28 protein-coding genes and 1 tRNA gene are annotated in these 25038 nt (G+C 70.2%); 15 read left to right on the top strand and 14 right to left on the bottom strand.

Going from position 1 to position 25038, the window contains the following annotated elements; translation table 11 throughout:
• Positions 1-198: 198 nt before the first annotated feature.
• Complete coding sequence (locus tag ACTVZP_RS09525) at positions 199-807, bottom strand: ImuA family protein (protein WP_443211907.1); 609 nt, start codon at positions 805-807, stop codon at positions 199-201.
• Between the two features lie 162 nt (positions 808-969).
• Between ACTVZP_RS09525 and ACTVZP_RS09520 the strand changes: the two genes are divergently transcribed.
• The 4 genes from ACTVZP_RS09520 to ACTVZP_RS09505 all read left to right on the top strand — a co-directional run bounded on the left by ACTVZP_RS09520 (position 970) and on the right by ACTVZP_RS09505 (position 3578).
• Positions 970-2010, top strand: a complete 1041-nt coding sequence (locus tag ACTVZP_RS09520; protein WP_443211906.1) for an aldo/keto reductase — start codon at positions 970-972, stop codon at positions 2008-2010.
• Between the two features lie 128 nt (positions 2011-2138).
• Positions 2139-2654: a hypothetical protein gene (locus tag ACTVZP_RS09515; protein ID WP_443211905.1), complete on the top strand. Its 516-nt coding sequence runs from the start codon at positions 2139-2141 to the stop codon at positions 2652-2654.
• Entirely contained in the window at positions 2642-3142 is a 501-nt protein-coding gene (locus tag ACTVZP_RS09510) for a lipocalin family protein (protein WP_443211904.1), read from the top strand. The genes ACTVZP_RS09515 and ACTVZP_RS09510 overlap by 13 nt, the downstream gene beginning before the upstream one ends.
• 28 nt (positions 3143-3170) lie before the next feature.
• On the top strand, positions 3171-3578 hold the full coding sequence (locus tag ACTVZP_RS09505; RefSeq protein WP_443211903.1) for a hypothetical protein: 408 nt from the start codon (positions 3171-3173) through the stop codon (positions 3576-3578).
• Between the two features lie 22 nt (positions 3579-3600).
• Here ACTVZP_RS09505 and ACTVZP_RS09500 read toward each other — a convergent pair whose 3' ends face one another.
• Positions 3601-4284 (bottom strand): NUDIX hydrolase, encoded by a 684-nt coding sequence (locus ACTVZP_RS09500; RefSeq protein ID WP_443211902.1) that lies wholly within the window; start codon positions 4282-4284, stop codon positions 3601-3603.
• Positions 4253-4663 carry a DUF983 domain-containing protein gene (locus tag ACTVZP_RS09495; protein ID WP_443211901.1) on the bottom strand — a complete coding sequence of 137 codons (411 nt, stop codon included), beginning with the start codon at positions 4661-4663 and terminating at the stop codon, positions 4253-4255. Before ACTVZP_RS09495 ends, ACTVZP_RS09500 begins: the two co-directional genes overlap by 32 nt.
• Positions 4664-4862: 199 nt before the next feature.
• On the opposite strand from ACTVZP_RS09495, the gene ACTVZP_RS09490 reads away from it, so the two are divergent.
• From ACTVZP_RS09490 to ACTVZP_RS09475, 4 genes are all read left to right on the top strand, one after another.
• Positions 4863-5549, top strand: coding sequence for an EF-hand domain-containing protein (locus ACTVZP_RS09490; protein ID WP_443211900.1), 687 nt, complete (start codon positions 4863-4865; stop codon positions 5547-5549).
• An 82-nt stretch (positions 5550-5631) separates the two neighbouring features.
• Positions 5632-6225 carry an RNA polymerase sigma factor gene (locus ACTVZP_RS09485; protein WP_443211899.1) on the top strand — a complete coding sequence of 198 codons (594 nt, stop codon included), beginning with the start codon at positions 5632-5634 and terminating at the stop codon, positions 6223-6225.
• Between the two features lies 1 nt (position 6226).
• Positions 6227-6589 (top strand): dihydroorotate dehydrogenase, encoded by a 363-nt coding sequence (locus ACTVZP_RS09480; RefSeq protein WP_443211898.1) that lies wholly within the window; start codon positions 6227-6229, stop codon positions 6587-6589.
• A 3-nt stretch (positions 6590-6592) separates the two neighbouring features.
• On the top strand, positions 6593-7117 hold the full coding sequence (locus tag ACTVZP_RS09475; protein ID WP_443211897.1) for a periplasmic heavy metal sensor: 525 nt from the start codon (positions 6593-6595) through the stop codon (positions 7115-7117).
• A 7-nt stretch (positions 7118-7124) separates the two neighbouring features.
• Here ACTVZP_RS09475 and ACTVZP_RS09470 read toward each other — a convergent pair whose 3' ends face one another.
• Positions 7125-8510 carry a diguanylate cyclase gene (locus ACTVZP_RS09470; protein ID WP_443211896.1) on the bottom strand — a complete coding sequence of 462 codons (1386 nt, stop codon included), beginning with the start codon at positions 8508-8510 and terminating at the stop codon, positions 7125-7127.
• Between the two features lie 120 nt (positions 8511-8630).
• Here ACTVZP_RS09470 and ACTVZP_RS09465 point away from each other — a divergent pair, with 120 nt between their 5' ends.
• The 5 genes from ACTVZP_RS09465 to ACTVZP_RS09445 all read left to right on the top strand — a co-directional run bounded on the left by ACTVZP_RS09465 (position 8631) and on the right by ACTVZP_RS09445 (position 13398).
• A complete protein-coding gene (locus ACTVZP_RS09465) occupies positions 8631-8909 on the top strand; it encodes a DUF3572 domain-containing protein (RefSeq protein ID WP_443211895.1) in 279 nt (92 codons plus the stop codon).
• Between the two features lie 58 nt (positions 8910-8967).
• Entirely contained in the window at positions 8968-9663 is a 696-nt protein-coding gene (locus ACTVZP_RS09460) for an HAD family hydrolase (protein ID WP_443211894.1), read from the top strand.
• Between the two features lie 351 nt (positions 9664-10014).
• Positions 10015-11736 (top strand): DUF4153 domain-containing protein, encoded by a 1722-nt coding sequence (locus ACTVZP_RS09455; RefSeq protein WP_443211893.1) that lies wholly within the window; start codon positions 10015-10017, stop codon positions 11734-11736.
• Between the two features lie 64 nt (positions 11737-11800).
• The gene (locus ACTVZP_RS09450) at positions 11801-12388 is read left to right on the top strand and encodes a heme NO-binding domain-containing protein (protein WP_443211892.1); all 588 of its coding nucleotides are present in this window, start codon (positions 11801-11803) and stop codon (positions 12386-12388) included.
• Positions 12388-13398: a diguanylate cyclase domain-containing protein gene (locus tag ACTVZP_RS09445; RefSeq protein WP_443211891.1), complete on the top strand. Its 1011-nt coding sequence runs from the start codon at positions 12388-12390 to the stop codon at positions 13396-13398. The genes ACTVZP_RS09450 and ACTVZP_RS09445 overlap by 1 nt, the downstream gene beginning before the upstream one ends.
• Before the next feature lie 75 nt (positions 13399-13473).
• Here the strand turns inward: ACTVZP_RS09445 and ACTVZP_RS09440 are convergent, their stop codons facing one another.
• Both ACTVZP_RS09440 and ACTVZP_RS09435 read right to left on the bottom strand, forming a co-directional pair.
• On the bottom strand, positions 13474-14331 hold the full coding sequence (locus tag ACTVZP_RS09440; RefSeq protein ID WP_443211890.1) for a CHAD domain-containing protein: 858 nt from the start codon (positions 14329-14331) through the stop codon (positions 13474-13476).
• 33 nt (positions 14332-14364) lie between these two features.
• Positions 14365-15303 carry a DUF6635 family protein gene (locus ACTVZP_RS09435; protein WP_443211889.1) on the bottom strand — a complete coding sequence of 313 codons (939 nt, stop codon included), beginning with the start codon at positions 15301-15303 and terminating at the stop codon, positions 14365-14367.
• 211 nt (positions 15304-15514) lie between these two features.
• On the opposite strand from ACTVZP_RS09435, the gene ACTVZP_RS09430 reads away from it, so the two are divergent.
• On the top strand, positions 15515-16507 hold the full coding sequence (locus ACTVZP_RS09430) for a 2-hydroxyacid dehydrogenase (RefSeq protein WP_443211888.1): 993 nt from the start codon (positions 15515-15517) through the stop codon (positions 16505-16507).
• 7 nt (positions 16508-16514) lie between these two features.
• Here ACTVZP_RS09430 and ACTVZP_RS09425 read toward each other — a convergent pair whose 3' ends face one another.
• Genes ACTVZP_RS09425 through ACTVZP_RS09415 form a run of 3 tightly spaced genes read right to left on the bottom strand, consistent with a single transcriptional unit; the run spans position 16515 to position 18942 of the window.
• A complete protein-coding gene (locus ACTVZP_RS09425) occupies positions 16515-17507 on the bottom strand; it encodes a biotin-dependent carboxyltransferase family protein (RefSeq protein WP_443211887.1) in 993 nt (330 codons plus the stop codon).
• A complete protein-coding gene (locus tag ACTVZP_RS09420; protein ID WP_443211886.1) occupies positions 17504-18175 on the bottom strand; it encodes a 5-oxoprolinase subunit B family protein in 672 nt (223 codons plus the stop codon). Before ACTVZP_RS09420 ends, ACTVZP_RS09425 begins: the two co-directional genes overlap by 4 nt.
• Complete coding sequence (locus ACTVZP_RS09415; RefSeq protein WP_443211885.1) at positions 18172-18942, bottom strand: LamB/YcsF family protein; 771 nt, start codon at positions 18940-18942, stop codon at positions 18172-18174. Before ACTVZP_RS09415 ends, ACTVZP_RS09420 begins: the two co-directional genes overlap by 4 nt.
• Positions 18943-19186: 244 nt before the next feature.
• Here ACTVZP_RS09415 and ACTVZP_RS09410 point away from each other — a divergent pair, with 244 nt between their 5' ends.
• Positions 19187-20275: a diguanylate cyclase gene (locus ACTVZP_RS09410; RefSeq protein ID WP_443211884.1), complete on the top strand. Its 1089-nt coding sequence runs from the start codon at positions 19187-19189 to the stop codon at positions 20273-20275.
• A 184-nt stretch (positions 20276-20459) separates the two neighbouring features.
• On the opposite strand, the gene ACTVZP_RS09405 is transcribed toward ACTVZP_RS09410, so the two are convergent.
• From ACTVZP_RS09405 to ACTVZP_RS09385, 5 genes are all read right to left on the bottom strand, one after another.
• A tRNA-Glu gene (locus tag ACTVZP_RS09405) sits at positions 20460-20534 on the bottom strand.
• A gap of 70 nt (positions 20535-20604) precedes the next feature.
• Entirely contained in the window at positions 20605-22356 is a 1752-nt protein-coding gene (gene recJ, locus ACTVZP_RS09400) for a single-stranded-DNA-specific exonuclease RecJ (RefSeq protein WP_443211883.1), read from the bottom strand.
• A complete protein-coding gene (glpX, locus tag ACTVZP_RS09395; protein WP_443211882.1) occupies positions 22353-23318 on the bottom strand; it encodes a class II fructose-bisphosphatase in 966 nt (321 codons plus the stop codon). Before glpX ends, recJ begins: the two co-directional genes overlap by 4 nt.
• Before the next feature lie 61 nt (positions 23319-23379).
• Positions 23380-24666 (bottom strand): homoserine dehydrogenase, encoded by a 1287-nt coding sequence (locus ACTVZP_RS09390; RefSeq protein WP_443211881.1) that lies wholly within the window; start codon positions 24664-24666, stop codon positions 23380-23382.
• A gap of 88 nt (positions 24667-24754) precedes the next feature.
• Positions 24755-25000 (bottom strand): hypothetical protein, encoded by a 246-nt coding sequence (locus ACTVZP_RS09385; protein WP_443211880.1) that lies wholly within the window; start codon positions 24998-25000, stop codon positions 24755-24757.
• Positions 25001-25038 lie beyond the last annotated feature (38 nt).

Here is a 25038-nt window from a genome sequence, read left to right as displayed (position 1 = left end):
GGCAGGACATGGGAGGGCAGGGGACGGAAGGACGGCGGGCCGGCAGCGGGAGGGAATTGACGGGAATTCGGTCCATGTGTCCCGCATCGTCGCTGTCGCTGTCGCTGTCGCTGTCGCTGTCGCTGTCGCTGTCGCTGTCGCTGTCGCTGTCGCTGTCGCTGTCGCTGCCTGCTGCTGGCATCCGCGGGCGGCGGGCGATCAGGCCGGGGCGCGTCGCTCGATCTCGAGTCCCTTGTCCCCGCGGCGGAGGATCCAGCCGGCGGGCGGTTCCATCCGGGCGCGGAGCCGGTCGAGCCGCCACCGCCCTTCGGGGAAGGGGGCCAGCCGCCAGCGCGTCTCGATGCCTGCCGATCCGCCATCGCCCGGCGTGAGGAGGATCCCGATCGGCTGATCGGCCCCCACGCCCGCGGCGGTTTCGGCACCGGCCTCGGCGGCCAGGTGCAGCCGGCGGACCGGGGTGAGGGGCGGCGGCTCGGGCAGTTCGGCCACCACCAGCGGCACCGCGCCCGAACGCAGCGCCTCCTCCATCGACCAGAGCAGATCCTCGGGCCGCCGGGCGCGGGCAAGGATCAGCCGGCCCGGCTCGGCGAAGTCGCGCATTCCGTCGGGATAGAGCCGCTCGGGCCGCCAGCCGGGATGGATCCAGACCACCGGCCCCCGCCCGCCGGCCATCAGCACGAGCGCGAGCAGCCGCCGCGCAGGGCCGCAGAATTCATGCACCCGCGCCCGCGAGAGCGAGAGATCCCCCACCAGCCGCTGCATCGGCCGGACCCGGGCACCATGGCGGTCGAGAAGCTGAGTCGTCATCGTCCGACTCTGGCATGTTCTTCTTATGTGCTCAAGCTGCGGGCCGGGCGGCATCGGCCGGGCGCACCGTGTCGGCCGCCGCCTTCGGCGGTTCCGCATCCGGCCGCGACTTGCCATCCCGGACATGTGGGCTAGGCTGCATGCGCAGAACAGGAGCCCAAGATGAAGCTGATCCCCCTCGGTCGCACCGATCTGACCGTTTCCGAATTCTGCCTCGGCACGATGACCTGGGGCAGTCAGAACAGCGAAGCCGAGGCCCATGAGCAGATCGATCTGGCGCTCGACCACGGCGTGAACTTCATCGACACGGCCGAGATGTATCCGACGAACCCGGTCACGGCTGCGACCGTGGGCGATACCGAGGCGATCGTCGGCAGCTGGCTGGCTGCGCGTGGCGGGCGCGACCGGATCGTGCTGGCGACCAAGATCACCGGCGAAGGCAACGACTCCGTCCGCAACGGCGAGCCGGTGACGGCGCAGAGCCTCCGCCGCGCGCTCGAGGCCTCCCTCGCCCGGCTGGGCACCGACCACGTCGATCTCTACCAGATCCACTGGCCGAACCGCGGCTCCTACCATTTCCGCAAGATGTGGGGGTATGTGCCGCCGACCGGTGCGGAGGCGGTCCGCGAGAACATGCTCGCCGTCCTCGAGGAGGCGCAGGCGCTGGCCGCCGAGGGCAAGGTGCGCCACTTCGGCCTGTCCAACGAGACGGTCTGGGGTGCGGCGCAGTGGCTCTCGCTGTCCGAGCGGCACGGGCTGCCGAGGATGGCCACGATCCAGAACGAATATTCGCTTCTCTGCCGGCAGTTCGACACCGACTGGGCCGAGCTTTCCGCCATCGAGGACATGCCCCTTCTGGCCTATTCCCCGCTCGCGGCGGGGCTGCTCTCGGGGAAATACGCGGGCGACGTGACACCGGACGGCTCACGGCGCGAGCGAAATGCCACGCTCGGCGGGCGTGTGACGGCCACCGTGTTCGAAGCAGTCGCGGGATATCTCGGCATCGCGGCGAGGCACGGGCTCGATCCCTGCCAGATGGCGCTCGCCTTCTGCCGCACCCGACCTTTCCCGGTGATCCCCATTCTCGGCGCGACTTCGGCCGGACAGCTGCGCACCAATCTCGGCGCGGCGGAGGTGACGCTCGATCCCGAGGTGCTGGCCGAGGTCGCCGCCGCCCACCGCGCCTGGCCCGCTCCGTTCTGATCCCCCTTGCGGAGCGCCCGCGGATCGCGCCATCTGGCTCCTGACCGCGAACGTCGGGCCGCATGCGGGTGAGGTCGCCCGCAGCGGTGGCATGCCGTGCCGCGAACGGGTCGGAAGGAACGAGTGACATGCGAAGGCTTCTCCTTCTTGCCACGCTCGCCCTGGGCGCGTGCAGCCTGATCCCCGGCGGGGAAGACAAGGCGCCTCCGCCGGCCGCCCAGCCGCTCGCCACGTCCGCGATTGAAGTCACGCCGCTGGCGGAGGCCAGCCCGTCGGCAGGCGCCGTGGACGCTGTCCCCGGCGCGGCCATCGCGCCGGATGCGACGGCGGCCGATGGCGGGGAAGCTGCGGCCCTGGCGGCGGAAGATGCCGCGCCGGTTGCGGATGCACTCGCGCCGCCGGCCGTCGTCAAGTCGCCGAGCCAGCTTGCCTGCGAGCGCCGGAAGGGAACCTACGTCAAGGTGAAGGAGCTTTTCACCTGCGTGAGGACCCCGCGGGATGCCGGCAAGCGCTGTACGCGCGAATCCGATTGTTCGAGCCGATGCCTCGCCCGCTCGCAGACCTGTGCGCCCTTCGATCCCCTGCTGGGCTGCAACGACATCCTCGACGATCAGGGGCGAAGGATCACGCTGTGTCTCGACTGATGACCCTGTCCCTGCTGCTCCTCGCAGCCTGTGCACCGAAGACGCCGGAACCCGCGCCGTCCTTTCGCGACACGTCGGCGCCGATCTGGTCGAATGCCGTCTTCGAGCCGGCACGCCTCGCGGGAGAGTGGCAGGAGGTGGCGGCCTTCGCCGCCCCCGGCGCCTGTCGTCCGGGCGGTGCCTCCATCACATCTTCGCCGGGCGGCCTCGGGATCAGCGGCCGCCTCTGCCTCGGCAGCCGCGAAATGGCACTGGCAGGCCCACTTGCAGTGATCGGTCCGGGCCGGTTGCTGCCGGCCGGGGGCACGGAGCCCTGGTGGGTGCTCTGGGTGGACACGGACTACCGCACCCTCGCGATCGGCACGCCATCCGGCGGCTTCGGGTTCCTCCTGAACCGCGGTGGGCCGCTTCCGGCCGACCGGCTGACCGCCGCCCGCGAAATTCTCGAGTGGAACGGCTATGACCTGAAGCGGTTGATCCTGTTCTGACGCCCGGATCCTGATGCCCGGAGGTTTCATGCCGCGACCGACCCTGCTTTCCTGCTGCCTCGTCCTCTGCTGTCTCACGTCACCTGCCCGGGCCGAGGACAGCCCCTGGCTCGGCGACTGGGCGGCCGATCCCGCCTGGTGCGCCGAGGCCGGCCGCACTGGCGAGGTGCCGGAGGCGCCGATCCGGATCACCGCGACAGAATTCGTCGGCTACGAGAACCGCTGCCGCATCACCGAGGCCGATCCGCTTCAGGTGCTGCCGGGGGCCGAGCTGCTGCTGGAATGCGAGGCCGAAGGCGAGACCTTCGCCGACGCGCGTCTCCTCGTGATCGACGCGGCCGAGTCGATGCTGATGCTGGTGCCAGGGGCCGAGCCCCTGCGCCTGAGCCGGTGTCCCGAAGCCCTCGTGCCGGACGAGGCGCCTTCCGGGCAGTGACGGCCGGCTGCGGCCCGCCGGCTCAGGTCAGGCGCCGGAACGTGGGCACTGGCCCCGAATTGTCGAAGAACGGTACGCCGGCCTCGCCGCCGCCGTTCACCAGCGCCGAGACTTCGGCCAGCACCACCTCGGTGATGAAGGGCAGATCGAGCCGCCGCGCCTCGCCCAGCGGCAGCCAGTGGAGGTGCGAAAGCTCGTCGCAGGCGGCCGAAAAATCCTCAGGGTCGCCCGCGAGCCGCGAGGCATCGGCGAGAAAGAAGCGCGCGTCGAACCGACGGGGCCGTCCGGGCGGCGTGATCGCGCGGAAGACAAAGCGGAGACCCGAGGCATCCGGCACCAGACCGCGCGCTGCAAAGCCGCGCCAACCCTGCGGCGCATCCCATGCCCCGGCGATGCCGAGCGGCAGTCCGGTCTCTTCCCACAATTCGCGGATCGCAGCGGCAGCGAGGGCCTGCGCGCCCGGCGCCTCGCGCCCCAGCCGCCGGAGGCACGGCTCTGACGGCAGCGCCGCCAATGGGACCTCCGCGTCGGCCGCATCGACTGCGCCGCCCGGAAAGACGAACTTCGAGGGCATGAAGGCCGCCGCCGCGCCACGCATCCCCATCAGCACCTCGGGGCCCGAGGCCCCGTCTCGAAGAAGGATGACGGTCGCCGCGGGACGGATCCGCGTCTTGTCAGCCTCCGCCGGCTCTGCCGCCAAATCCATGCATCCTCTTCGCCCACTGCAGGCCCACCATGGCCCCTTTGAGGCGGGGCAGCAAGAAGAGCGAGAGCGCAACCGTGCCGATGCCGAAGACTGTCGCAAGGATCGCCGGGTCGGGCCGGAACTTGACGAAGGCCCAGAGGATCACCGGCGCCATCAGGTGCCCGACGATCAGGATGGTGAGATACGCCGGCCCGTCGTCCGCGCGGTGGTGGTGGAGGCTTTCGCCGCAGACCGGGCAGTTGTCGCGCACTGTCAGGTAGCCGCGCAGCATGGGCCCCGAGCCGCACCGCGGACAGACCCGGTTCCAGCCGCGCCAGAGCGCCGGGCCGACCGGGCGTTCCTCGTGATCGATCTCGAAATTCAACGACCCATCCCTCATGACCTGCCTCCGACTCGCAAGCACACTCCGGACGCGCAACGCCTCGGGCGGCGCGCTGTTCCGGAGCCGGGCCGAGTTTAAATAGCTCATGCTGGATTCATCTATTACGATTTTTGTCGGTCCGCGACGGAAGCCGCATTCGGCAGCGTTTCAGAGGCGCAAACAGGCAGAAACGACTGCCGCGACGCAGGAGATTGACATGAAACGCTTCACGACGCTCAGAGCCGTGGCCGTGACGGCTATCGCCCTCACCGCAGGAACGATGGCCCTCGCCCAGCAGACGCCGGGCCAGGGGCCGCGTCCGGGCATGGGACCCGGGCAAGGCCCCTGCATGCAGGGAACCGAATGCCCGGCGCAGGGCGCCGGTCCGGGTATGGGCATGGGCCCTGGAGCCGGCATGGGTCCGGGTATGGGTATGGGCATGGGTCCCGGCGCGGGCATGGGTCCGGGCGCGGGCATGGGGCCAGGCATGGGCATGGGTCCAGGACGTGGCCCGATGTTCGACTTCGAGGCGCTCGACACCGACGGCGACGGCAAGGTGACCAAGAGCGAACTCGATGCCGCGCGCTCGGCTCGGGTCGAGAATGCCGATGCGAACGGAGACGGGATGCTCTCGGCCGAGGAACTGACGGCGCTGCATGTCGCGCGGATGATGCCGCGCATCGAGGCGCATACCAGGACGATGATCGAGCGATTCGACGCGAATGGCGACAAAATGCTGTCGGTTTCCGAACTGGCGGCCGGTCCGGGTCCGCTGATGTTCTTCGACCGGATGGATGCGAACGGCGACGGCACCCTCACGGAGGATGAGGCCGCGCAGGCCGGCACGCAGTGGCGCGGTCGCCACGACCGCGGCCATCACGGCTGGCGCTTCTTCGACCGCTGACGAGTGAAACCCGCCCGGGACGATCCGGCCCCCGGGCGGGGAAATTGCAGGTGGGGCGCGACTGCGCTAGTCCGGGGACAGGATGGAAATGCCGTTCGATGCCCTTTCCGACGTCTCCGACGAGGCGTTGCTCGTGCTCTACGCCAACGGCGATTCCGCCGCTGCACGCTCGTTGTCCCTTCGCATGGCACCCCGGGTGCTGGCGGTCGCCACGCGCATGCTGTCGGACCGGGCCGAGGCCGAGGACGTGACGCAGGAGGCGATGCTCCGGCTCTGGCGCGTCGCGCCGGATTGGCGGCAGGGCGAGGCGCGTGTCTCGACCTGGCTTTACCGGGTCGCCTGCAACCTCTGCACCGACCGGCTCCGCGGCCGGCGGAGGCGGGCGGCGACGGCGCTCGACGATGCGCCCGAGGTGCCCGATGCCTCGCCCGGCGTCGAGACGGCGCTGATCGAGGGCGACCGGATGCGGGCGCTCGATGCGGCGCTTGCCGCCCTGCCCGAGCGGCAGCGGCAGGCGGTGGTGCTCCGCCATCTCGAGGGTCTCTCGAACCCCGAGATCGCCGAGGTGATGCAGGTGGGCGTCGAAGCGGTGGAGAGCCTGACCGCGAGGGGAAAGCGGGCTCTGGCGGCGCTGCTTGCGGGGCAGCGTGCCGAACTGGGGTATGAGGAAGGCTGAGATGCGCGAGAGCGATCTGGAAGATCTGTTTGCCGAGGCGCGGCGCGGCGCTCCCGTGCCCTCCGCCGACCTGATGACGCGGATCCTCGCCGATGCCGCGGCCGAGATGCCTGCGCCGGTGCCCGTGGCGCCCGTGCCTGCGCCGCGCGGCGGACGGCGGTGGCGCGTCGCGCTCTTCGGCGGCGGAGGGCTATTTGCGGGCCTTGCCACCGCGACCCTTGCGGGGATCTGGATCGGCGTGGCCCAGCCCGCGCCGGTGGCCGAGGCGCTCTGGGGCGGATCGGCGGGGGACCAGCTGGAAAGCGTGGATCTCGTGCCCGGCTACGAGCTCTTCGCAAGTCTCGAGACGCCGGTGGAAGGCTGAGACATGACCGAGATGACGTCTGCCCCCCCTCCCGCTCCGCGCTCGCCGCTCTGGATGAGGATCGCGCTCGCCGTGTCGGTTGCGCTGAACCTGGCTGTCGTCGGCATGGCGGGCGGCGCGATGTGGCGCTTCCACTCGGGCGAGATGCGCGGGCCGGTGCGCGATCTGGGGTTCGGTCCCTTCTCCGAGGCGCTCGCGCCCGAGGACCGCAAGGAGATGCGCCGTGCCTTCCTCGACCAGCGGGGCGATTTCCGCATGATCCGCCGCGAGATGCGCGAGGACTTCCAGTCGATGCTGGCCATCCTGCGTGCCGAGCCCTTCGACCCGGCCGCGCTTCAGGCGGTGCTCGATCGCCAGCAGCAGCGCGGGGCGCGGACGGCCGAACTGGGTGCGCGGTTGCTCGGTCAGAGGATCGGGGCCATGACGCCGGACGAGCGGCGTGCCTTCGCCGACAGGCTTGCGGAAAGCTTGACCCGCCGGGGCCATCATGGCGAGCGGCGGGACGGGCGGGATCGGATGCAGGACTGAGCCGCGCTCAGGCGACCGCGCTCCGCTCGATCGTCACCTGATTGCGCCCGCCGGACTTGGCCACGAGGAGCGCGCTGTCGGCACGGTGCACGATCTCGTCCACCGGCTCCGTCCGCAGCGCGTGATCCTCGAGCGAGAAGGCGAGGCCCACCGAGATCGTGACCCTCAGGCTGCCGCCGCAGGACAGGGTGACGGGCAGTTCCTCCACGGCCTCGCGCAACCGCTCCGCCACCGCCCGCGCCTCCTCGGGGCCGCGCACCTCGGGCAGGGCCACGAGGAATTCCTCGCCGCCGATTCGGGCAATGAGATCGCCGGGCCGCAGGTTGGCATGCAGACGCCGCGCAACCTCGACAAGGACCGAATCGCCCGCACCGTGACCCCAGCGGTCGTTCACCGACTTGAACCGGTCGAGATCGAGCACCATCACCGCAAACCGCTCGCCCGTCTGCCGCGCCCGTTCGGCCATGGCGGCGAGATGGGCGCCCGCATAGCGGCGGTTGTAGAGGCCGGTCAGCGGATCGACCACCGCGAGGCGGAGCCCGTTCTGCAGCGTCGCCCGCGTCTCGTCCGCGCGGCGCTTGCGTCGGAGCAGGTTCCGCAGCCGAAGGCGCGCCTCGCGCGCGTCGAAGGCCGCGGGGAGAAGGTCGTTCGCACCCAGATCATAGGCCATGGCCGCGCCTTCGCCGCCCACCTCGCCGCGGACAATGCAGACCGCGGCATGGCGCGAGCCCGCGCGGCTGCGCAGATCCGACATGAGGCGCAGCCCGCCGCCCGCTCCGTCCAGATCGGCATCAATGACGAAGATGTCGGGGATGGTGCCGGTCTCGTCCAGCGCCTCTTCGCGGCTCTGCACGACCAGCCGGTCGGGCATCAGCGCCTGCAGCTCTTTCCGCCAGCGCATCGCGCAGTCCCTGCGGCTGGCCACCAGGGAGATGAGGCCCGGCCCCTCGAAGGCCTCCGGCGGCTCGGCAAGGCCGAGGGCGCGGAGCGCCGCGCCCCGGATCGCCCCCTCGCCGGAGTTCTGCCGGAGCCTCATGAGGCTGCGCAGGCGCGCCATGAGCACCGGATCGTCCACGGGCTTGCCCAGATAGTCGTCCGCGCCCTCGGCCAGCGCCTCGAGCCGCAGGTCGGCATCGCGCGAGGCCGAGATCATGATGACGGGAATGTCGCGCGTGACCGGATCGGCCCGGAGGCGGCGCAGCACCTCGATCCCCGCGAGATCGGGCAGCGAGCTGTCCAGCAGGATGAGGTCCGGGCTTTCGCTTCGCGCGGCGGCGAGGCAGGAGGTCCCGTCGGCCGTGAGGATCGGGCTGTAGCAAGCCGCTCCGAGCTTGACCTTCAGGACGATGCGGTTCGTCGCAACATTGTCCGCAATGAGAACCTTGCCGCCCATGTCGTGTGTCTTCCTGCGTCGCCAGGCCCACAGATTGGGGCAGAATTGGTTAAAAGTTCCTTTCGGATCTACAGCGGATATGCTCTGACGAGCCTGCGCCGAATGACACGGGGGACGGGAATGCGGCAACAATCCGCCGAAGCGCTCGCGCTGCAGGCGCTGGGATGGCTGGCCTCGCAGGAGGGGCTGCTGGATGCGTTCCTTCACATGACCGGCGCCACGGTCGAGGATGTGCGTCGCGATGCGGCAAAGCCCGCGTTCCTGATCGGGGTCCTCGACTTCCTGATGGCCGAGGACGCCCGCGTGATGGGCTTCTGCGACGCGCAGGGGCTCGATTACGAGGCACCCATGCGGGCGCGGGCCGCGATTCCGGGCGGAATGACGCAGCACTGGACATGAGCCCGTTGCAAAGATTTTGCAGGATGCCCACTCTTGCTGCGCGCAGGGAGGACGCGACATGATCCACGGCATCATCTTCGACAAGGACGGCACTCTGTTCGACTTCCGCCGAAGCTGGGGCACGTGGTCGTCGCACCTGCTCCGCGAGATCTCCTCGAGCGAGGCGCAGGCGCGCGAACTGGCGGCGGCGCTCGGCTACGACATGGACACCGGCGCCTTCGCGCCATGGAGCCCGGTGATCGCGTCGACGGCCGACGAGATCGCGGAACTGCTCCTGCCGCTCCTGCCCGGCTGGACCAAGCGCGAGCTGGTGGCGCAGATGAACCGGCTCGCTGCGGGTGCCGAGATGGCCGAAGCGGTGCCGCTTGCGCCGCTTCTGGCGCAGCTGCGCGCGCGCGGTCTGAAGATCGGGCTGGCCACGAACGATTCCGAGGCTCCGGCGCGGGCGCATCTCGGGCGCCACGGGCTGACCGAGCTTTTCGACTTCATCGCGGGCGCGGATTCCGGCCATGGCGGCAAGCCCGAGCCCGGGATGCTCCTGGCCTTCGCGGATCGCACGGGGATCGAGCCCGAGCATGTGGTGATGGTCGGAGATTCCGCCCATGACCTCATCGCGGGACGTGCCGCCGGGATGCAGACGGTGGCGGTCCTGACCGGAATTGCTGTCGCCGAGGAACTCGCGGGTTTCGCCGACGTGATCCTCCCTGACATTGGCGGCCTCGCCGACTGGATCGACGGGCTGGCGGCGGCCTGAACCGGCGCAAGGCCGGAATCGTGCAGCGTAAGCGGCCCCATCCGAAGTCGCGGCCGTTCATGTGACGGAACCGGCAGGGCGTGCAGGCGCTGTGCCCGCTGCGGGCTTCGGATCTCCGGCGTTTGCCCTGTCGGGAAGACTCCTTCGACAGGAGACCAGTCGTCCCTCGATGACGACGCATCCTCAAAAAAAGCCCTGACGCCGGTCGCTTGTCCGCCGATTCCGGCCCTTGACCGCTGCGGCAGGATGGGCTTGGGCAGGGGTCCTGAGCGGTCTCTTGCCGGGTGTCTGGAAGCCCCGGAGCATTCGCGATAGCGTCCCCGCGAAGGACCTCTGACGGCGAGGCGGGCGATGGACGGGAACATGCGGCAGCGGCTGATGATGGCCGCCATGGGCGGCCTCGCGGGATTGTGCCTGCACCTGCTGCTCGAGGTGTCCGAGCAGGATATCCTGCCGGACCGGCTGGCACTGGGCGCGACGGGATATGCCGCGGTCTTCTTCGGCGGCTGGCTCAGCCTCACGGGTCCGCTCGCCGCCGGCCGCGCCGCGGCCGGATCGGCGGCCGTGGCCGCGGTCGTCAGCTTGGCCCTTCTGGTGTCGAGCCTGCGCTTCGACGGCACGGAGGCCATGTTCGACGTGGCGGGCAGCGTCATTCCGCTGCTGATCCTCTCCTTCGTCCCGCTGCCCTTCCTCGTGGCACGGGCGGAGGGAAACTGGCGCGATTATCCGGCGCTCTTCGCGGCATCCTGGACCATTGTGGTCCGCATGGCGGCGGCCGTCCTCTTCACCTTGCTGGTCTGGGGACTGATCCTGCTGTCGGATGCGCTGCTCGAGCTTGTCGGCGTCGGACTGATCGGTCGCATCGTCGAGACGGAAGCCGGCCCCTGGCTGATCACCGGCCTCTCGCTGGGCGTCGCACTGGCCGTGGTGATGGAGTTTTCCGAGCTGATCTCGCCCACGCTCGTGCTGAAGCTGCTGCGGCTCCTGCTGCCGCCGGTGCTGCTGGTCATGGTGCTCTTCATCCTCGGTCTGCCGGTGCAGGGCTTCGGCACGATCTTCGGCAGCGTTCCGGTGGCGCAGACGCTGATCTTCATGGCTGCCATTGCGGCGCTTCTTGTCACGACGGCGATCGACCAGAGCAATGCCGAGGCCGTGCAGGGTCGTCTCATGCGCCGGGCGACGCAGGCGCTGGCGCTGCTCCTGCCGGTGCCCGCGGCGCTTGCGGCCTGGGCGATCTGGCAGCGGGTGGAGCAGTTCGGCTGGACGCCGGACCGGCTCGCCGGGGCCGTTGCCGCGGCCATCGCGCTGGCCTACGGGCTGATCTATGCGGGCTCGGTTCTCTCGGGGCGCAGCTGGATGGAGCGCATCCGCAAGGGCAATGTCGCCATGGCGCTTGCCCTTCTGGGCGTTTCGGTCCTCTGGCAGTCGCCGGTTCTCGACGCCACGCGCATCTCGGCGCGCGACCAGCTCTCGCGGTTCCTCGATGGGCGCACCTCGCTGACCGATCTCGACCCCTATTCGATCGGCCGCTGGGGTATCGAGGGGGCGGAAGCCCTCGAGGCGCTGCAGCGAAAGGCCGCCGAGCCCGGTCAGCAGGCGCTCGCCGATCGGCTCGCCCGGCCCGGCGTGCCGGGCCGCCCGCGCGCCACCGACGATCTGGCGGTCGAACTTGCGGGGCTGATGGCCGTCCGTCCCGAGGGAGAGGCGGAGATGCGCGAAGCCATCGTGGCCCGGCTCGCCCCGGCAGAGCGGCGGGTCTGGCGCGACTCCTGCCGGCTGGAGCTGCCGGACGGACGTCCGGGATGCGTGATGATGGTGGGGGACTTCCTGACCGAGAGGGAAGGGAAGGAGGCGCTCGTCCTGATGATGGGTCCGCGGGGGGAGCTCAACCGGCTGGGCTTCGGCCTCAGCGGCGGGCGCCTCCACGTGCTTGCGGTCCAGGACCTCGGCACAGGCGGTGCGGAGACGCCCGAGGCGCTGCTGACGGGTCTGCTCGACGATCCGCCCCAATTCGCGCCCGCCCCGGCGAACAGCCTCCGGGCGGGTGGCAGCGCGTTCCTGCTGTTGCCCTAGGCTCTTCGGCATTTGTTAAGGGCAGGCCGATAGTGTCTCCCGGGATGCGGAAGGGCCGGGGATCATGCATGGCTTGGTGAACAGGGCGCTTGAGTGCTTTCTTCGCGACACCTACAGCCCCGCCCTGTGGGTCGAGGTGGCACGCGATGCGCGGCTCGGCTTCGACAGCTTCGAGCCGATGCTGATCTACGACCCGTCGGAGACCGAGGCGGTGATCGCCGCAGCCGGTGCCCGGCTGGCCCGCCCGCGCGAGGCGCTGCTGGAGGATGTGGGCACCTATCTCGTCTCGCATCCCACGACCGAGCCGCTGCGCCGGCTGCTGCGGTTCGGGGGGGTCACCTTTACCGATTTCCTGCATTCCCTGGATGACCTTCCCGACCGTGCCCGGCTGGCGCTGCCCGAGCTCGACCTGCCCGACCTGCGGCTGACCGGGCAGGGGCAGCAGCGTTTCCGGCTGATCTGCGCCTCGCCCATCGCCGGGATGGGCTACGTGATGATGGGGCTGCTGCGCGCCATGGCCGACGACTACGGGGTGCTCGTGATGCTCGACCATCGCGGCCTGACCGCCGAGGGCGAGGTGGTGTCGATCGTGCTGCTCGATGCAGCTTTTTCGGCGGGACGGCCCTTCGACCTGGCAGAGCGTCTCGGCTGATGGGAAGCATGGCCAAGCCGGTCAATCTCTCGGCGGGGGGGCTAGACCTGCTGATGCCGATGCACATCCGGCTCGACGCGCAAGGAGGCATTGCGGGCTGCGGCCCCACGCTGAGAAAGCTCTTCCACCGGTCGCCAGTCAGGCGATCCTTCTTCGACCTCTTCGAAGTGCGCCGGCCTGCCGGCATCGAGACCCTGGCCGCGCTGGCGGCACGCACCGGCATGCGGCTTCATCTTGCCACCCGCGATGGCGGCGGGGTCAGCCTCCGCGGCGTCGCGACGCCGCTGCACGAGGGCGGCGGGATCCTGCTGAACCTTTCCTTCGGCATCACCGTGCTCGACGCGGTCCGTCGCCACGGCCTCACCGACGGCGACTTTGCCGCCACGGATCTCACGGTGGAACTGCTCTATCTGGTCGAGGCGAAGACCGCCGTCACCGAGGAGCTTCATCGCCTCAATCGCCGGCTCGAACTTGCACGACGCGCCGCCGAGGAAGAGGCGCTGACCGACGAACTGACGGGCCTGCGCAATCGCCGGGCGCTCGATCAGGCGCTCGAGGCTGCGATTGCGGCGCGCCGGCCCTTCGGCCTGATGCACCTTGATCTCGACTTCTTCAAGCAGGTGAACGACGGATATGGCCATGCCGCGGGCGACCAGGTGCTGCGCAGCGTGGCCGAGGTGCTGACGCGCGAAACCCGCACCGGCGACACCGTGGCGCGCATTGGCGGTGACGAGTTCATGATGATCTTTCCCGGCGTCGCGGATGGAGAGCAGTTGCGGAAGATCGGAATGCGCATGATCGCGGAAGTGGACAAGCCCATCCCCTACGGCGAGGGGCTCTGCCGCGTATCCGCCAGCATCGGCATGACGCTCTCGGTGCTCTACGACCGGCCGCAGCCTGCGGACATGCTCGGCGATGCCGATGCGGCGCTCTATGCGGCGAAGCGCGCGGGACGAGGACTGGCCGTCATGCGGCAGACGGGTGGCTCGGACCGCGCACGAGGCGCTTGAGATTTCCGTGACCTGGATCGGCAGGGTTTGTCAGTCCGGGCATCTTGCCTGCCGCCGGCAGGGACGCGCCCGTCGCTAGGCGCCATCGCCCGACGGCCGTCCGGCACCTTCCTGCCACCAGACGGGGGACGAGCCCAGGTCGGACCAGATCGCCGCCGCCTTCCGCATCGCCTCTGCCTCCTCGCCGTCCCGCTCATCGTCGGCGACGCCCTCCCGGCGGAGCATCGCGAGATCGTTCAGGTGGCCAAGTTCATCCTGCAGGTCCTTCATGCGTGCGAGGAAGCGTTCCTGAGCCTCGCCTGACCAGATCTCTCCGAAGAACTCGACGGTGTAACGCATCGTCTTCAGGTCCTTGCGCAACTCGTGCCGATCCTCGTCCGGCATCGCCGACAGATCGTCGCCATGCGAGAGGCAGGTCGCCCAGGCGTCGCCCAGAGCACGGCCGCCCACGAGCGCGGCCGACCCCTCCGCCAGCACGCGTGTGCGCCGACCGCTGCGTCGCCAGGCTGTCTTGGCGAGCGTCTTGCCGATCTTCGGAGCGAAGCGCACCGCCTTCTCGCGGCGGAGGCGCTTGCGGACCTTCTGGCGGATCCGGTCGGCGTCGCGTGCCGCCGCGGCGCCTTCGGGCTCGTCCTCCTGATGCTCCGCCAGCACGTCGGCGTCGCGAAGGTCGCCCACGATGCGAAAGAGCGTCCGGGCCCGGCGCCCGGCCTTCCGCGCGAACCCGGGATCGAGGATCGGGTCGAAGGCCGTCAGCGCCGTGCGCAGACGGCGCAGCGCCACGCGGGCCTTGTGCGGACCCTCGGGATCGGTCTCCTCCATCAGCCGGGCGAGGTTGGCATCGAAGGCCGCACAGCATTCCCCGGCAATGCGCCGCAACGCGGCCTCCGCGCTCTCGCCGGCGCTTTCCGCGTCTTCCGCCCTGCCTGCCATCCGTCTCTCCCGTCTCGTCCCGGCCCCGGACCGTCAGCCCCGGAACATCCGCAGTGTCGCAACGCCCGCGTCGGCCAGATCCATCAGCCGGGCAAGATAATGCTCGCGTGCGACAAATCCTTGACGGCCCGAGCCTGTGAATTCGTCCTCGAGCGCATCGATCAGCCGGTGGAGCCGCCGCTGGTGGATGCCGAGCCGGGTCTGGATCGGGTCGGCGATCACGCCCGCGAAGGCGGCGAACGTCGAACCCGCCAGCATGAGCGCCGCAACCACCACCGCGGTCTGAATCGGCGAGGCGGCCGCCGGAAAGAGGCCGAGCCAGACCGAGCCGAGCGCACCTCCGAGTGGGAAGGCCGCCAGCGCCGCCTGATGGGCGAGGATCGCCGAGAGCGTCGGCGCGAGGGACAGCACCCCCGGCGTCAGGGCGTTGAACGCCAGCGCACCCGCGCCAAGGGTGCCGAGAGCGGTGGTCATTTCGGCCACCGCGGACCGCGTGCCGGTATAGTCGCCCAGCCGTGCCGCCACCCGCGCCTCGACCCCCGCCTCGAGCCGCCTGCGGATCAGATCGCGAAGCGCTGGCTCGGCGAGCATGGCCTCGGCCAGCGCATCATGGGACGACGCGCGCCCGTCCGCACGCCACGGAAGTTCCAGAAGGTCGGCCACGATGCGCCGCTCCGCCTCGCGCGCGACGGCGGTGGGCAGCAGGATGCGTCGCGACCGCAGCCAGCGGGCGGCGCCCCGCGCGCGGGCTGCATCGGCGAGCAGGGCCCCGAGCCGGGTCGCCACGAAGACCGGAGAGAGGGCGACGTTCAGCGGCGCCTTCAGGATGTCCCAGCCGAGCGCGCGCCGATGCAGCCCCAGCGTTCCTCGCACGCCGAAATTTCGGTGAGCGAACCCCGCCACCTTCTCGCGGCGGCGCGCGAAGTAGCTGCGACCCGCGGCGATGAGGGCGGCTTCTGTCTCGGCATCCAATGCGACCCCTCCGTCTGAGGGCCAGAGATGGGAAGCGGCTGCCGGTCCCGCAAGCGCCGTGCAGCCGCCGACCGCCGCCACCGCACCTTGGCCCAAGCTGCCGTTCTGCTGAGCAGGTTGTGTGCCAATCCCCGTGCACTGGCCCCCGGGCCTTGACGGACCCCTGCGTCAAGGCTTTAGCCTCCGCGGGTTGAACCGGAAGGAGCCTGCCTTGGACGTTGCCATCTTCAGTGCCAAGCCCTACGACCGCCATTTCCTCGCTGCCGCCAATGAGGGCAGGCATCGGCTGGCTTTCATCGAGGCGCGCCTGTCCGAAGAATCGGTGCGGTTCGCCGGCGGCGCGGAATGCATCTGTGCCTTCGTCAACGATCAGGTGACGGCCCCGGTCATCGCCGAGCTCGCCGCCGCAGGCACACGGCTTGTGGCGCTTCGCTCGGCCGGCTTCAACCACGTGGATCTCGCCGCGGCCGAAGCGGCCGGGCTGACCGTGGGGCGGGTGCCCGCCTATTCGCCACATGCCGTCGCCGAACATGCCGTCGCGCTGATCCTGACGCTCAACCGCAACACCCACCGCGCCTTCAACCGGGTGCGCGAGGGCAACTTCGCGCTGGAGGGGCTGCTCGGCTTCGATCTCTGCGGCAAGACGGTCGGTGTCGTGGGAACCGGGCTCATCGGTCGGACCTTCGCCGGGATCATGCAGGGCTTCGGCTGCAAGGTGATCGCCTCGGATCCGTATCCCTCCGACGACTGCGCGGCGAGCGGCGTGACCTATGTCCCGCTGGACCGGCTCTTCTCCGAATCCGACATCATCAGCCTGCAGTGCCCGCTGACGCCCGACACGCACCACCTGATCGACGACAAGGCGATCGGTCTCATGAAGCGCGGCGTGATGATCGTGAACACGAGCCGCGGTGCGGTGGTGGATGCGAGCGCGGTGATCCGTGGGTTGAAGAGCGGGGTGATCGGCGGACTGGCGCTCGATGTCTACGAGGAGGAGGCCGATCTCTTCTTCGAGGATCTGTCGCAGAAGGCGATCCAGGACGACGTCTTCGCGCGGCTGCTGACCTTCCCGAACGTGCTCATCACCGGGCACCAGGCCTTCTTCACCCGCGAGGCGCTGACCGGAATCGCCCGGACGACGATCGACAACATCACGGCCTTCGAGGATACGGGACGCGTGCTGCATCCGGTGCTGGCTCGCTGAGCCCGCCTCAGTCGCGGGCATCCACCACGCCGCCTATCAGGTTGGCCCCCGCGAGCCGCGCCGACAGATCCCGTGGCGCGGCGCTGCGGGCGAGCCTTTCCATTCGCGCTTCGTGAACGGCGCGCGTGATCCCGGTCGCTTCGGCGGGGCTGACCGCGGCGAAGCGCACCGCATCGCCCGGCCTCATCCGGGCGAGGGTGTCGAGGTCGGGGCCGATCACAGTCGCGATCCTGGGATAGCCGCCCGTCGTCTGGTGGTCGGCCATCAGCACGGTGGCCACGCCGTCCCCCGAGACCTGCACTGACCCGCGCAGCACGGCCTCGGAGGGCATGTCCAGCGCCCGGACCGGAAGCGGAGGTCCGTCGAGCCGCTGTCCCATCCGGTCTCGCGCCGACGAGATCCGGAAGGGCTCGTCGAGGAAGCGGGACAGCGTCTCGGCGGAAAAGAACCGCTCCTGCGGTCCGAGGGTGACGCGCAGCAGCCCGGTGGGACGGGGCAGGGGGTCGAGCACGCCGTGCCGCTCCGGGCGGAGCGTGGCCTCCGACAGGCGGATCTCCTGCCCGGCCCGCAGGAGGCCGCCGCCCAGACCCGAGAGGGCATGGGTGGACCGGCTGCCGAGCCATTCGGCGACCTCGATCCGGCCGGCGAGAGCCAGCACGGCCCAGCTTCCCCCGCTCGAGCGAATGGCCAGCCGCTCGCCGGGCAGGAGGGACAGGACGACGTTCGCCTCGTGCCGGATCCCGCCGCAGGCGGCGTGGAACCCTTCGCCCACGAGCGCCACGGAGAGCGCCCCTTCGACGCAGTCGAGCACCAGACCGCCGGACGACACCTCCAGCGCCGTCGCATCCGGCGGATTTCCCAGCGCCGCATTGGCGAGGGAGAGCGCCTCGCCGTCCATTGGTCCCGACCTCGGCACGCCGTAGCGCATCAGTCCGGGTCGCCCGGCATCCTGCAGGGAAGAGAGAGGCCCCGCCTCGACCACCCGCAGCAGCGCCGTCATTCGGGCATGTCCCCGGCAGGAATGCGTCGGAAGCGGACCCTGTCGCCCGGATCGAAGAGGAAGGGTCGGCCCGCCTCGCCGGTCAGGATGCGCGCCGGCGACCGGCCGAGGATCCACCAGCCCGTCGGCATGGTGAGCGTCGAGACGAGGCACTGCGGGCCTGCGATCAGCAGGCTTCCCGATGGAATGTCCCGAAGTGCCGCAGGCTTGCGCGGCAGATGCAGCGTCCCGGGAACGCCGGTGAGATAGGCGTAGCCCGGGGCGAACCCGTACATCACCACGCGATAGTCCGCGCCCGAATGCGCGGCGATCACGGCCTCGGGCGCCAGACCGGTCCGGTCGGCGACCTCGGCCAGATCGCGTGCGAAGGGTTCATCGTAGCAGACGGGCAGTTCGTGGAGCCGTCCCTCGCGTCGATCCTGCGGCGTCCCGGCGATCAGCGACCGCAGGGCTGCCGCGACGGCCTCATGGTCGGTGCAGAGCGGGTCGAAGGTGACGAGGAGACTCACATAGGCGGGCACGGCCTCGTCGAAGCCGGCAAACGGAGAAGCCGCGACTGCCGCGTCGAGGGCGGCCACACCTGCCTCGGCCTCGGGCGACGGTTCTTCGGCGAATTCCACCAGCACCGCGCGCTCGGCCACCGGACGCAGCCGGGGAAAGGCGCTCATGGAAGGAAGGGCGCCAGCGTCATGCCGGCACCGGTCAGGGCCTGTCGGATGCCGCGTGCCATCGCCACTGCGCCGGGGCTGTCGCCATGGACACAGATCGACTGCGCGGCAAGGGCGATCGCGCCTCCGCCGAGCGCCGGCATGCGACCGGTCTCGAGAAAGTCCAGCAGGCGCGCGACGGCCTCTTCCACAGTCTCGATCATGGCGTTCGACTGCCTGCGGGGCACCAGCCGTCCTGTCGGCAGATAGGCACGGTCCGCGAAGACTTCGGAATAGACGGCCAGTCCCGCTTCACGCCCGGCGGGCTCGAGCTCGGTCCCCGAGATGGCGAGCAGCGCGAGCCTCGGCGAGACTGCGTGGACCGCCCGTGCGACCGCCCGTGCGACCTCGGGCTCGTCCGCGGCGAGGTTTCCGAGCGCGCCGTGCGGCTTCACATAGGCCACCTGAACGCCGGCGAGGGCGGCCGCGCCCATCAATGCGCCGATCTGGCAGGCAACCATGCGCGAGATCTCGTCCGGTGTCATCGGGATTACACGCCGCCCGAAGCCCTCGCGGTCGATGTAGGATGGATGGGCCCCCACGCGCACCCCGCGCGCCTTCGCTTCGGCGAGGGTCGCGGCCATGGTCTCGGGATCGCCCGCATGGCCGCCGCAGGCGATATTGGCCGAAGTGACAATGGCGAGCATCGCCCGATCATCGCCCATGCGCCAAGGGCCGAAGCTCTCGCCGAGATCGGCGTTCAGGTCGATGGAACGGGTCGCAATCATGACGCCATCATGCCCCAGCGCGCTTTCCTCCGGAAGGCCGTGTTTGCTTGATCCCGGGCAGCCCCGATGAGCGGCAAGCCCGCCGGAGGCGCGCGTCGCGCGCCCTCGTGCACAATTCTCGCAATGAGCGTCGCTTTGCGGACGGCCGGAAGATAATTCCACGCTCTCAGGTTGCAGAGAGGCTTTCTGTCAGGCAAGTTCCGCCCGCGTCGTCCGAGGCGCCCATAGTCATGGAATGCATCTGGTGGCGCTCATTCTCCATCTGATCAACAGCTTTGCGATGATGGGCGCGATCGCGCTCGTCTATGGCAGCGTCCAGCGCCTGAACTGGTCGAGACCCCTGCGGCATCTGCTTCTGGGGCTGGCCTTCGGCTTCGGCGCCAGCGTCTCGATCATGCAGTCGCTGACCATTGCACCGGGCATCGTCATCGACAGCCGCGCTCTCTTCATCGGATTCGCGGGCGCATTTCTCGGACCGCTGGGGGCCTCGGTCGCCCTCGTCGTGGGCATCGTGGCGCGAGTGGCCATGGACCCGGCCACCGTGAGCGCCCTCGCCGTGACCGGCATGATCTGTGCAGCCGTCATGGGGTCTCTCTGGCCGATGCTGCGCACGCGTCTCCGGACCGGGCACTTCGCCGGCCTCATTCTGCTTGCGGCCATGATCTCGTTGCCGCTTGTCGTGCTGGCCTGGTTTCCGGTCGGACAACAGCATACGCGCACGATGATCGGCCTGACGCTCGTCCTGCTGAACCTGCTCGGCGCGCTGGTCTTCGGAACCTTCCTGCAGCGAGAGCGTGCGGCAGCCGCGCGCGAGCGTGCGCTGGTTGCCGAGTCGCAGACCGATCCCTTGACCGGCGTGCTGAACCGTCGAAGCTTCGAGCGGCGCTTCGCCGATGCGGACGCGCTGGCGCGGTCGCGGGGCACCGGGCTGATGATCGTGGACATCGATCACTTCAAGCGGGTGAACGACGTCTATGGTCACGAGGCCGGGGACGAGGTGCTGCGTGCGGCGGCCGATCGGCTGCGGCATGCGGTGCGGCCGGGAGACAGCGTGATCCGTCTCGGCGGCGAGGAATTCGCGGTGCTGCTTCCGGACGTCGATGCGCCGGAGGCCGAACGCGCTGCAGAACGACTGCAGCGGATGCTGATGATGAGCTGCCGGGTTGACGAAAGCAGGCGTGTGGACATCACCGTGAGCATCGGCGTGACGCACCTGCCTGCGGGCAGCGGCGCCTTGCCGGAGGCGAGCCGCACCGCCGACACGGCCCTCTACCACGCCAAGCGCGAGGGCCGCGCCCGGACGGTCTTCCGCCCCTGTGCCTCGGGATTGTGATCAAGGTTCGGCCTGACCTCGGAGCGCCTGCCGCCCGGAAGAGATGCCGCAGGTCCCGCCCATGCAGGCGCGGACGCGCGCAGGTCCTGACCTGATCGCTTCAGGAAGGATGCGTTGCGGGAGGTTCTGCCGATCCGGCGCACAGGTCGCGGCCGCTCCGGCCGGTCTGTCTCACGGGAAGAAGTGGCAGCCCGTAGGGGAGTCGAACCCCTCTTCCCAGGTTGAAAACCTGGTGTCCTAACCGATAGACGAACGGGCCAGTCGGAACAGGCGCGGTCATATTTCGCCGCGGCGGACAGCGCAAGAGGAATTCTGATCCTGCCGGAAGATCATGCCCGCGCGGCGTCCTCGAGCCGCATCTGGACGCGCGCGCTGCCGCCCCAGGTGTCGATCTCGAGCCGGCCTGCGAGGTGGAATCGCGCGGCCCCTCCGCTTTCGAGCAGCGGCCCCAGCGGGCCGTCGAAGCAGCCGAAGGCCACCGCTTCGAGCCTGCCCTCGGCGCCGCCGACGGTCAGCCGCAGGTGCTTGTCGCCCATGCGCCGGCACACCACGCGCTGGTCGGCCAGCGCAAAGCGCGGAGCGGCGGCCCCCGCGCCGTAGGGGCCGGCCGATTCGATCTGTTCCACGAAAGCCGATGTTGCGGCCGAGGGCATCAGAAGCCCGTCGAGGCGCAGGTCGGCGGGCCCGGCCGAGGCAGCACCCTGCCGGGCCAGAAGCTCGGCCAGCCGCTCCATCGCAGCTTCCATGCGGCCCTCCTCGACCGTCAGGCCCGCGGCCATCCTGTGGCCGCCGCCCTTCAGCAGGAGCCCCTCCTGCGCCACGCGATGCACGGATGCTCCGAGGTCCACGCCCGAGATCGACCGGCCCGAGCCCTTGCCGATCCCGTTCTCGAGCCCGATCACGACGGCGGGTCGGTTCGTGGCCTCCTTCAGGCGGGCGGCGACGATGCCCACGACGCCCGGGTGCCAACCCTCGCCCGCGGCCCAGACGAGGGGGCCGGAGAGGCCGCGCGCCTCGGCCTGGGCCAGCGCTTCCTCGCGGACGCGGGCCTCGATCTCGCGCCGCTCGGTGTTGAGCTGGTCGAGCCGCACCGCCAGCGCCTGCGCCTCGCGCGGGTCGTCCGTTGCCAGAAGTCGCGCACCGAGATCGGCCTGCCCGATCCGCCCCCCCGCATTGACTCGCGGACCGAGCAGGAAGCCCAGCGCGTAGCCGGTCGGTGCCGCGTTCATCCGCGCCACGTCGGCCAGCGCCACGAGACCCGGCCGTTCGCGACGCGCCATGACCTTCAGCCCCTGCCGCACCAGCGCCCGGTTGACGCCTGTCAGCGGCGCCACATCGGCCACCGTGGCCAGCGCCACGAGGTCGAGCATCGCCATCAGGTCCGGCCCCTGCACGCCCTCGGCCCGCAGGCGGCGGTTCGCCTCGACAAGGAGCAGGAAGACGACCGAGGCCGCGCAGAGATGGCCGAGCGCGCCATCCTCGTCCTGACGGTTGGGATTCACGACCGCGAGCGCCGGCGGAAGGGTTTCGGCGCCGAGGTGGTGATCGAGCACCACCACATCCGCCCCTTTCGCCGCCGCGATGGGCTCGTGCGAGAGCGTGCCGCAATCGACGCAGAGGATCAGGTCATGCGCTTCGGCCAGCGCCTGCATGGCGGGCACGTTCGGGCCATAGCCCTCGTCGATCCGGTCGGGAATGTAGAGCGTGGCCGTCCGCCCCAGCGCCCGGAGCCAGACGATCAGCAGAGCAGCCGACGAGCCGCCGTCCACGTCATAGTCGGCGAAGATCGCGATCCGCTCGCGCCGCGCCACCGCCTGCAGGAGCCGTGCGGCGGCAGGCGCCATGTCCTTCAGCGTCAGCGGATCGGGCAGCAGGTCGCGCAGCGCGGGTGCGAGGAAGGTCTCGGCATCCGCGGCCGCGACGCCCCGCCGCACCAGCGTGCGGCAGAGCGCGAGGGGCAGGCGCGTGGTCTGCGCCATCGCCTCGGCCAGCCGGTCCTCCTCGGGGGAAGGGCCGACCCAGCGGCGCCCGGTCGCGGAGGCCTCGACCCCCAGGAAGGCGCGCGCCGCCGGGCCTGTCATTTCACCGGGTTGCGGTAGCTCATCCGGCGGACCGAGCCTGTCTTGGACCGCATCAGGATCGTTTCGGTCGTCACCCAGCCCGGCTCGCGCTTGATGCCCGAAAGGATCGAGCCGTTGGTCACGCCGGTCGCGGCGAAGATCACGTCGGCCGTCACCAGTTCGTCCCGGGTGTAGATCCGGTCAAGATCCTGGATGCCGGCGCGGCGGGCGCGCGAACGCTCGTCGTCGTTGCGGAACAGGAGCTGGCCATACATCTGCCCGCCCATGCACTTGAGCGCGGCGGCGGCGAGCACGCCCTCGGGCGCGCCACCCGAGCCCATGTACATGTCGATGCCCGTGAGATGCGCCTCGGCGCAGTGGATGACGCCGGCCACGTCGCCGTCGGTGATGAGACGGATCGCGGCGCCGGTCGAGCGGACTTCGGCGATCAGATCCTCGTGGCGCGGGCGCTCGAGAATGCAGACGGTCACGTCCTCGGCGGTGCCGTTCTTCGCCTTGGCCAGCGCCTGGACGCGCTCTGCCGGGCTCATCTTCAGCGTCACGGTGTCGGGCGCATAACCCGGGCCGATGGCAAGCTTCTCCATGTAGACGTCGGGCGCGTGAAGCAGCGTGCCTCGCGGGGCCATCGCGATCACGGTCAGCGCGTTCGGCATGTCCTTGGCGGTGAGCGTCGTGCCTTCCAGCGGGTCGAGGGCGATATCGACGGCCGGGCCATGGCCGGTGCCCACTTCCTCGCCGATGAAGAGCATCGGCGCCTCGTCGCGCTCGCCCTCGCCGATGACGACGACGCCGGCGATGTCGAGCAGGTTGAGCTGGTCGCGCATGGCGTTGACCGCGGCCTGGTCGGCTGCCTTCTCGTCGCCGCGCCCGATCAGGCGGGCCGAGGCGAGGGCAGCGGCCTCGGACACACGGGCCAGGCCCAGCGAAAGCATTCGGTCATGAAATTGTGCGGCGTCTGCCATGGTCACTTTCCTCGAGGGTGCAAGATCTCCGACCCCTCCCTATCGGAACGGGAGGGGGGGATCAAACTTCTTCGATGCGGATCGCCACAGGCTCGCCGACGAGGACGCCGGTCCCGCCAAACCGGCTCATCGCATGGGAAATGTCGTCTCGCGTGGCCTTGTGGGTGACGATCAGGACGGGGGCGTGCCCGCCCTCGTGCCCGTACTGGCGCATGCGGTCGATCGAGATGCCGGCCTCGCCGAGCGCGGTCGCGATCTTGGCGAGCGCGCCCGGCTTGTCGAGGAGCGTCATGCGCAGATACCAGGGTGCGGGCGCCGCGACCTTGGCGGGCACCGCCTCGACGAGGCTTGTTGCCGGGCGGCCGAAGCTGGGGATGCGCAGCCCGCGCGCGAGGTCAATCACGTCTCCCATCACGGCGCTCGCCGTCGGGCCTTCGCCCGCGCCGGGGCCGCGCAGCACGATCTGGCCGACCGAGTCCCCCTCGAGAACCACCATGTTGGTCCCGCCCTGAAGCTGGCCGAGCGGACTGTCGGCGGGCACGAGGCAGGGCGTCATGCGCTGCTCGAGCCCGCGGCCCGAGACCTGGGCCACGCCCAGAAGCTTGATGCGGAAGCCGAGGTCGCCCGCATGGCGGATGTCGTCGATCGAGATCTGGCCGATCCCCTCGAGCTGCACGTCGTCGAAGCTGACGCGGGTGCCGAAGGCGATCGCGGCCAGGAGCGAGAGCTTGTGGCCCGCGTCGATCCCGCCCACGTCGAGGTTCGGATCGGCCTCGAGATAGCCGAGCTGGCGGGCCTCCTCGAAGACATGCTCGTAGGGCAGGCCCGCGGTCTCCATCCGGGTCAGGATGTAGTTGCAGGTGCCGTTCATCACGCCCATCACCCGGCGCATCTGGTTGCCGGCGAGCCCCTCGGTCAACGCCTTGATGACCGGAATGCCGCCCGCGACGGCGGCCTCGAAGCGGATGGCGAGGCCCGCGGCCTCGGCCATCTCGGCCAGCGCCTGCCCGTGATGGGCAAGGAGGGCCTTGTTCGCGGTCACCACGTCCTTGCCCGCGGCCAGCGCGGCCTCGGTCGAGGCCCGCGCCGCCCCTTCGGCCCCGCCCATCACCTCGACGAAGATGTCCACGTCCTCGCGCCGGGCGAGAGAAACGGCGTCGGTCTCCCAGGCATAGCCTGACAGGTCCGCGTCACGGTTCTTCGAACGGTCGCGGGCGCAGACCGCGGTGACGACGACGGGTCGGCCCGCGCGTGCCGAGATCAGGTCGGCGTGCCGCTGGATGATCTTGACCACCCCGATGCCGACGGTGCCAAGACCGGCAATACCAAGACGCAGGGGGGCAGCCATGAAACCTCCGAAAACCGTGAACCGGCAGCGTGCGCCGGGCTGTCATGGCAGGTCTGTTAGCCCGTCGCGACGGGAAGAGCAACGCGCCTCAAGGCTGCGCCGGGGGAGCCTGCAGCGCGGCCGCGCGCGCACGGAGGGCGGCTGCGCGCGCCTCGAGCGAGGCCTCCGTGTCGCTCGTGACCGTGGCAGTGCCTGCGCGCGCCAGAAGCTCGTCGAGCGGCAGCAGCGGCGGGGCGGGGGCGTCGGCGCGGGCGGACTGCGCCTCGATGACCTCGGGATAATCCGCGCAGGCCCCCAGGAGGAGCATCGCGGCGAGGGTGAGGGCAGGGCGCATCGGTCGCTCCGTTCAAGCGGTCGGACATTAGCCCCCGG

Origin of the sequence: Rhodobacter sp. NSM, from assembly GCF_052244495.1 — a bacterium.
In the GTDB taxonomy this organism is placed as follows: domain Bacteria; phylum Pseudomonadota; class Alphaproteobacteria; order Rhodobacterales; family Rhodobacteraceae; genus Cereibacter_A.
This window is presented reverse-complemented; position numbering and strand designations above follow the sequence as displayed.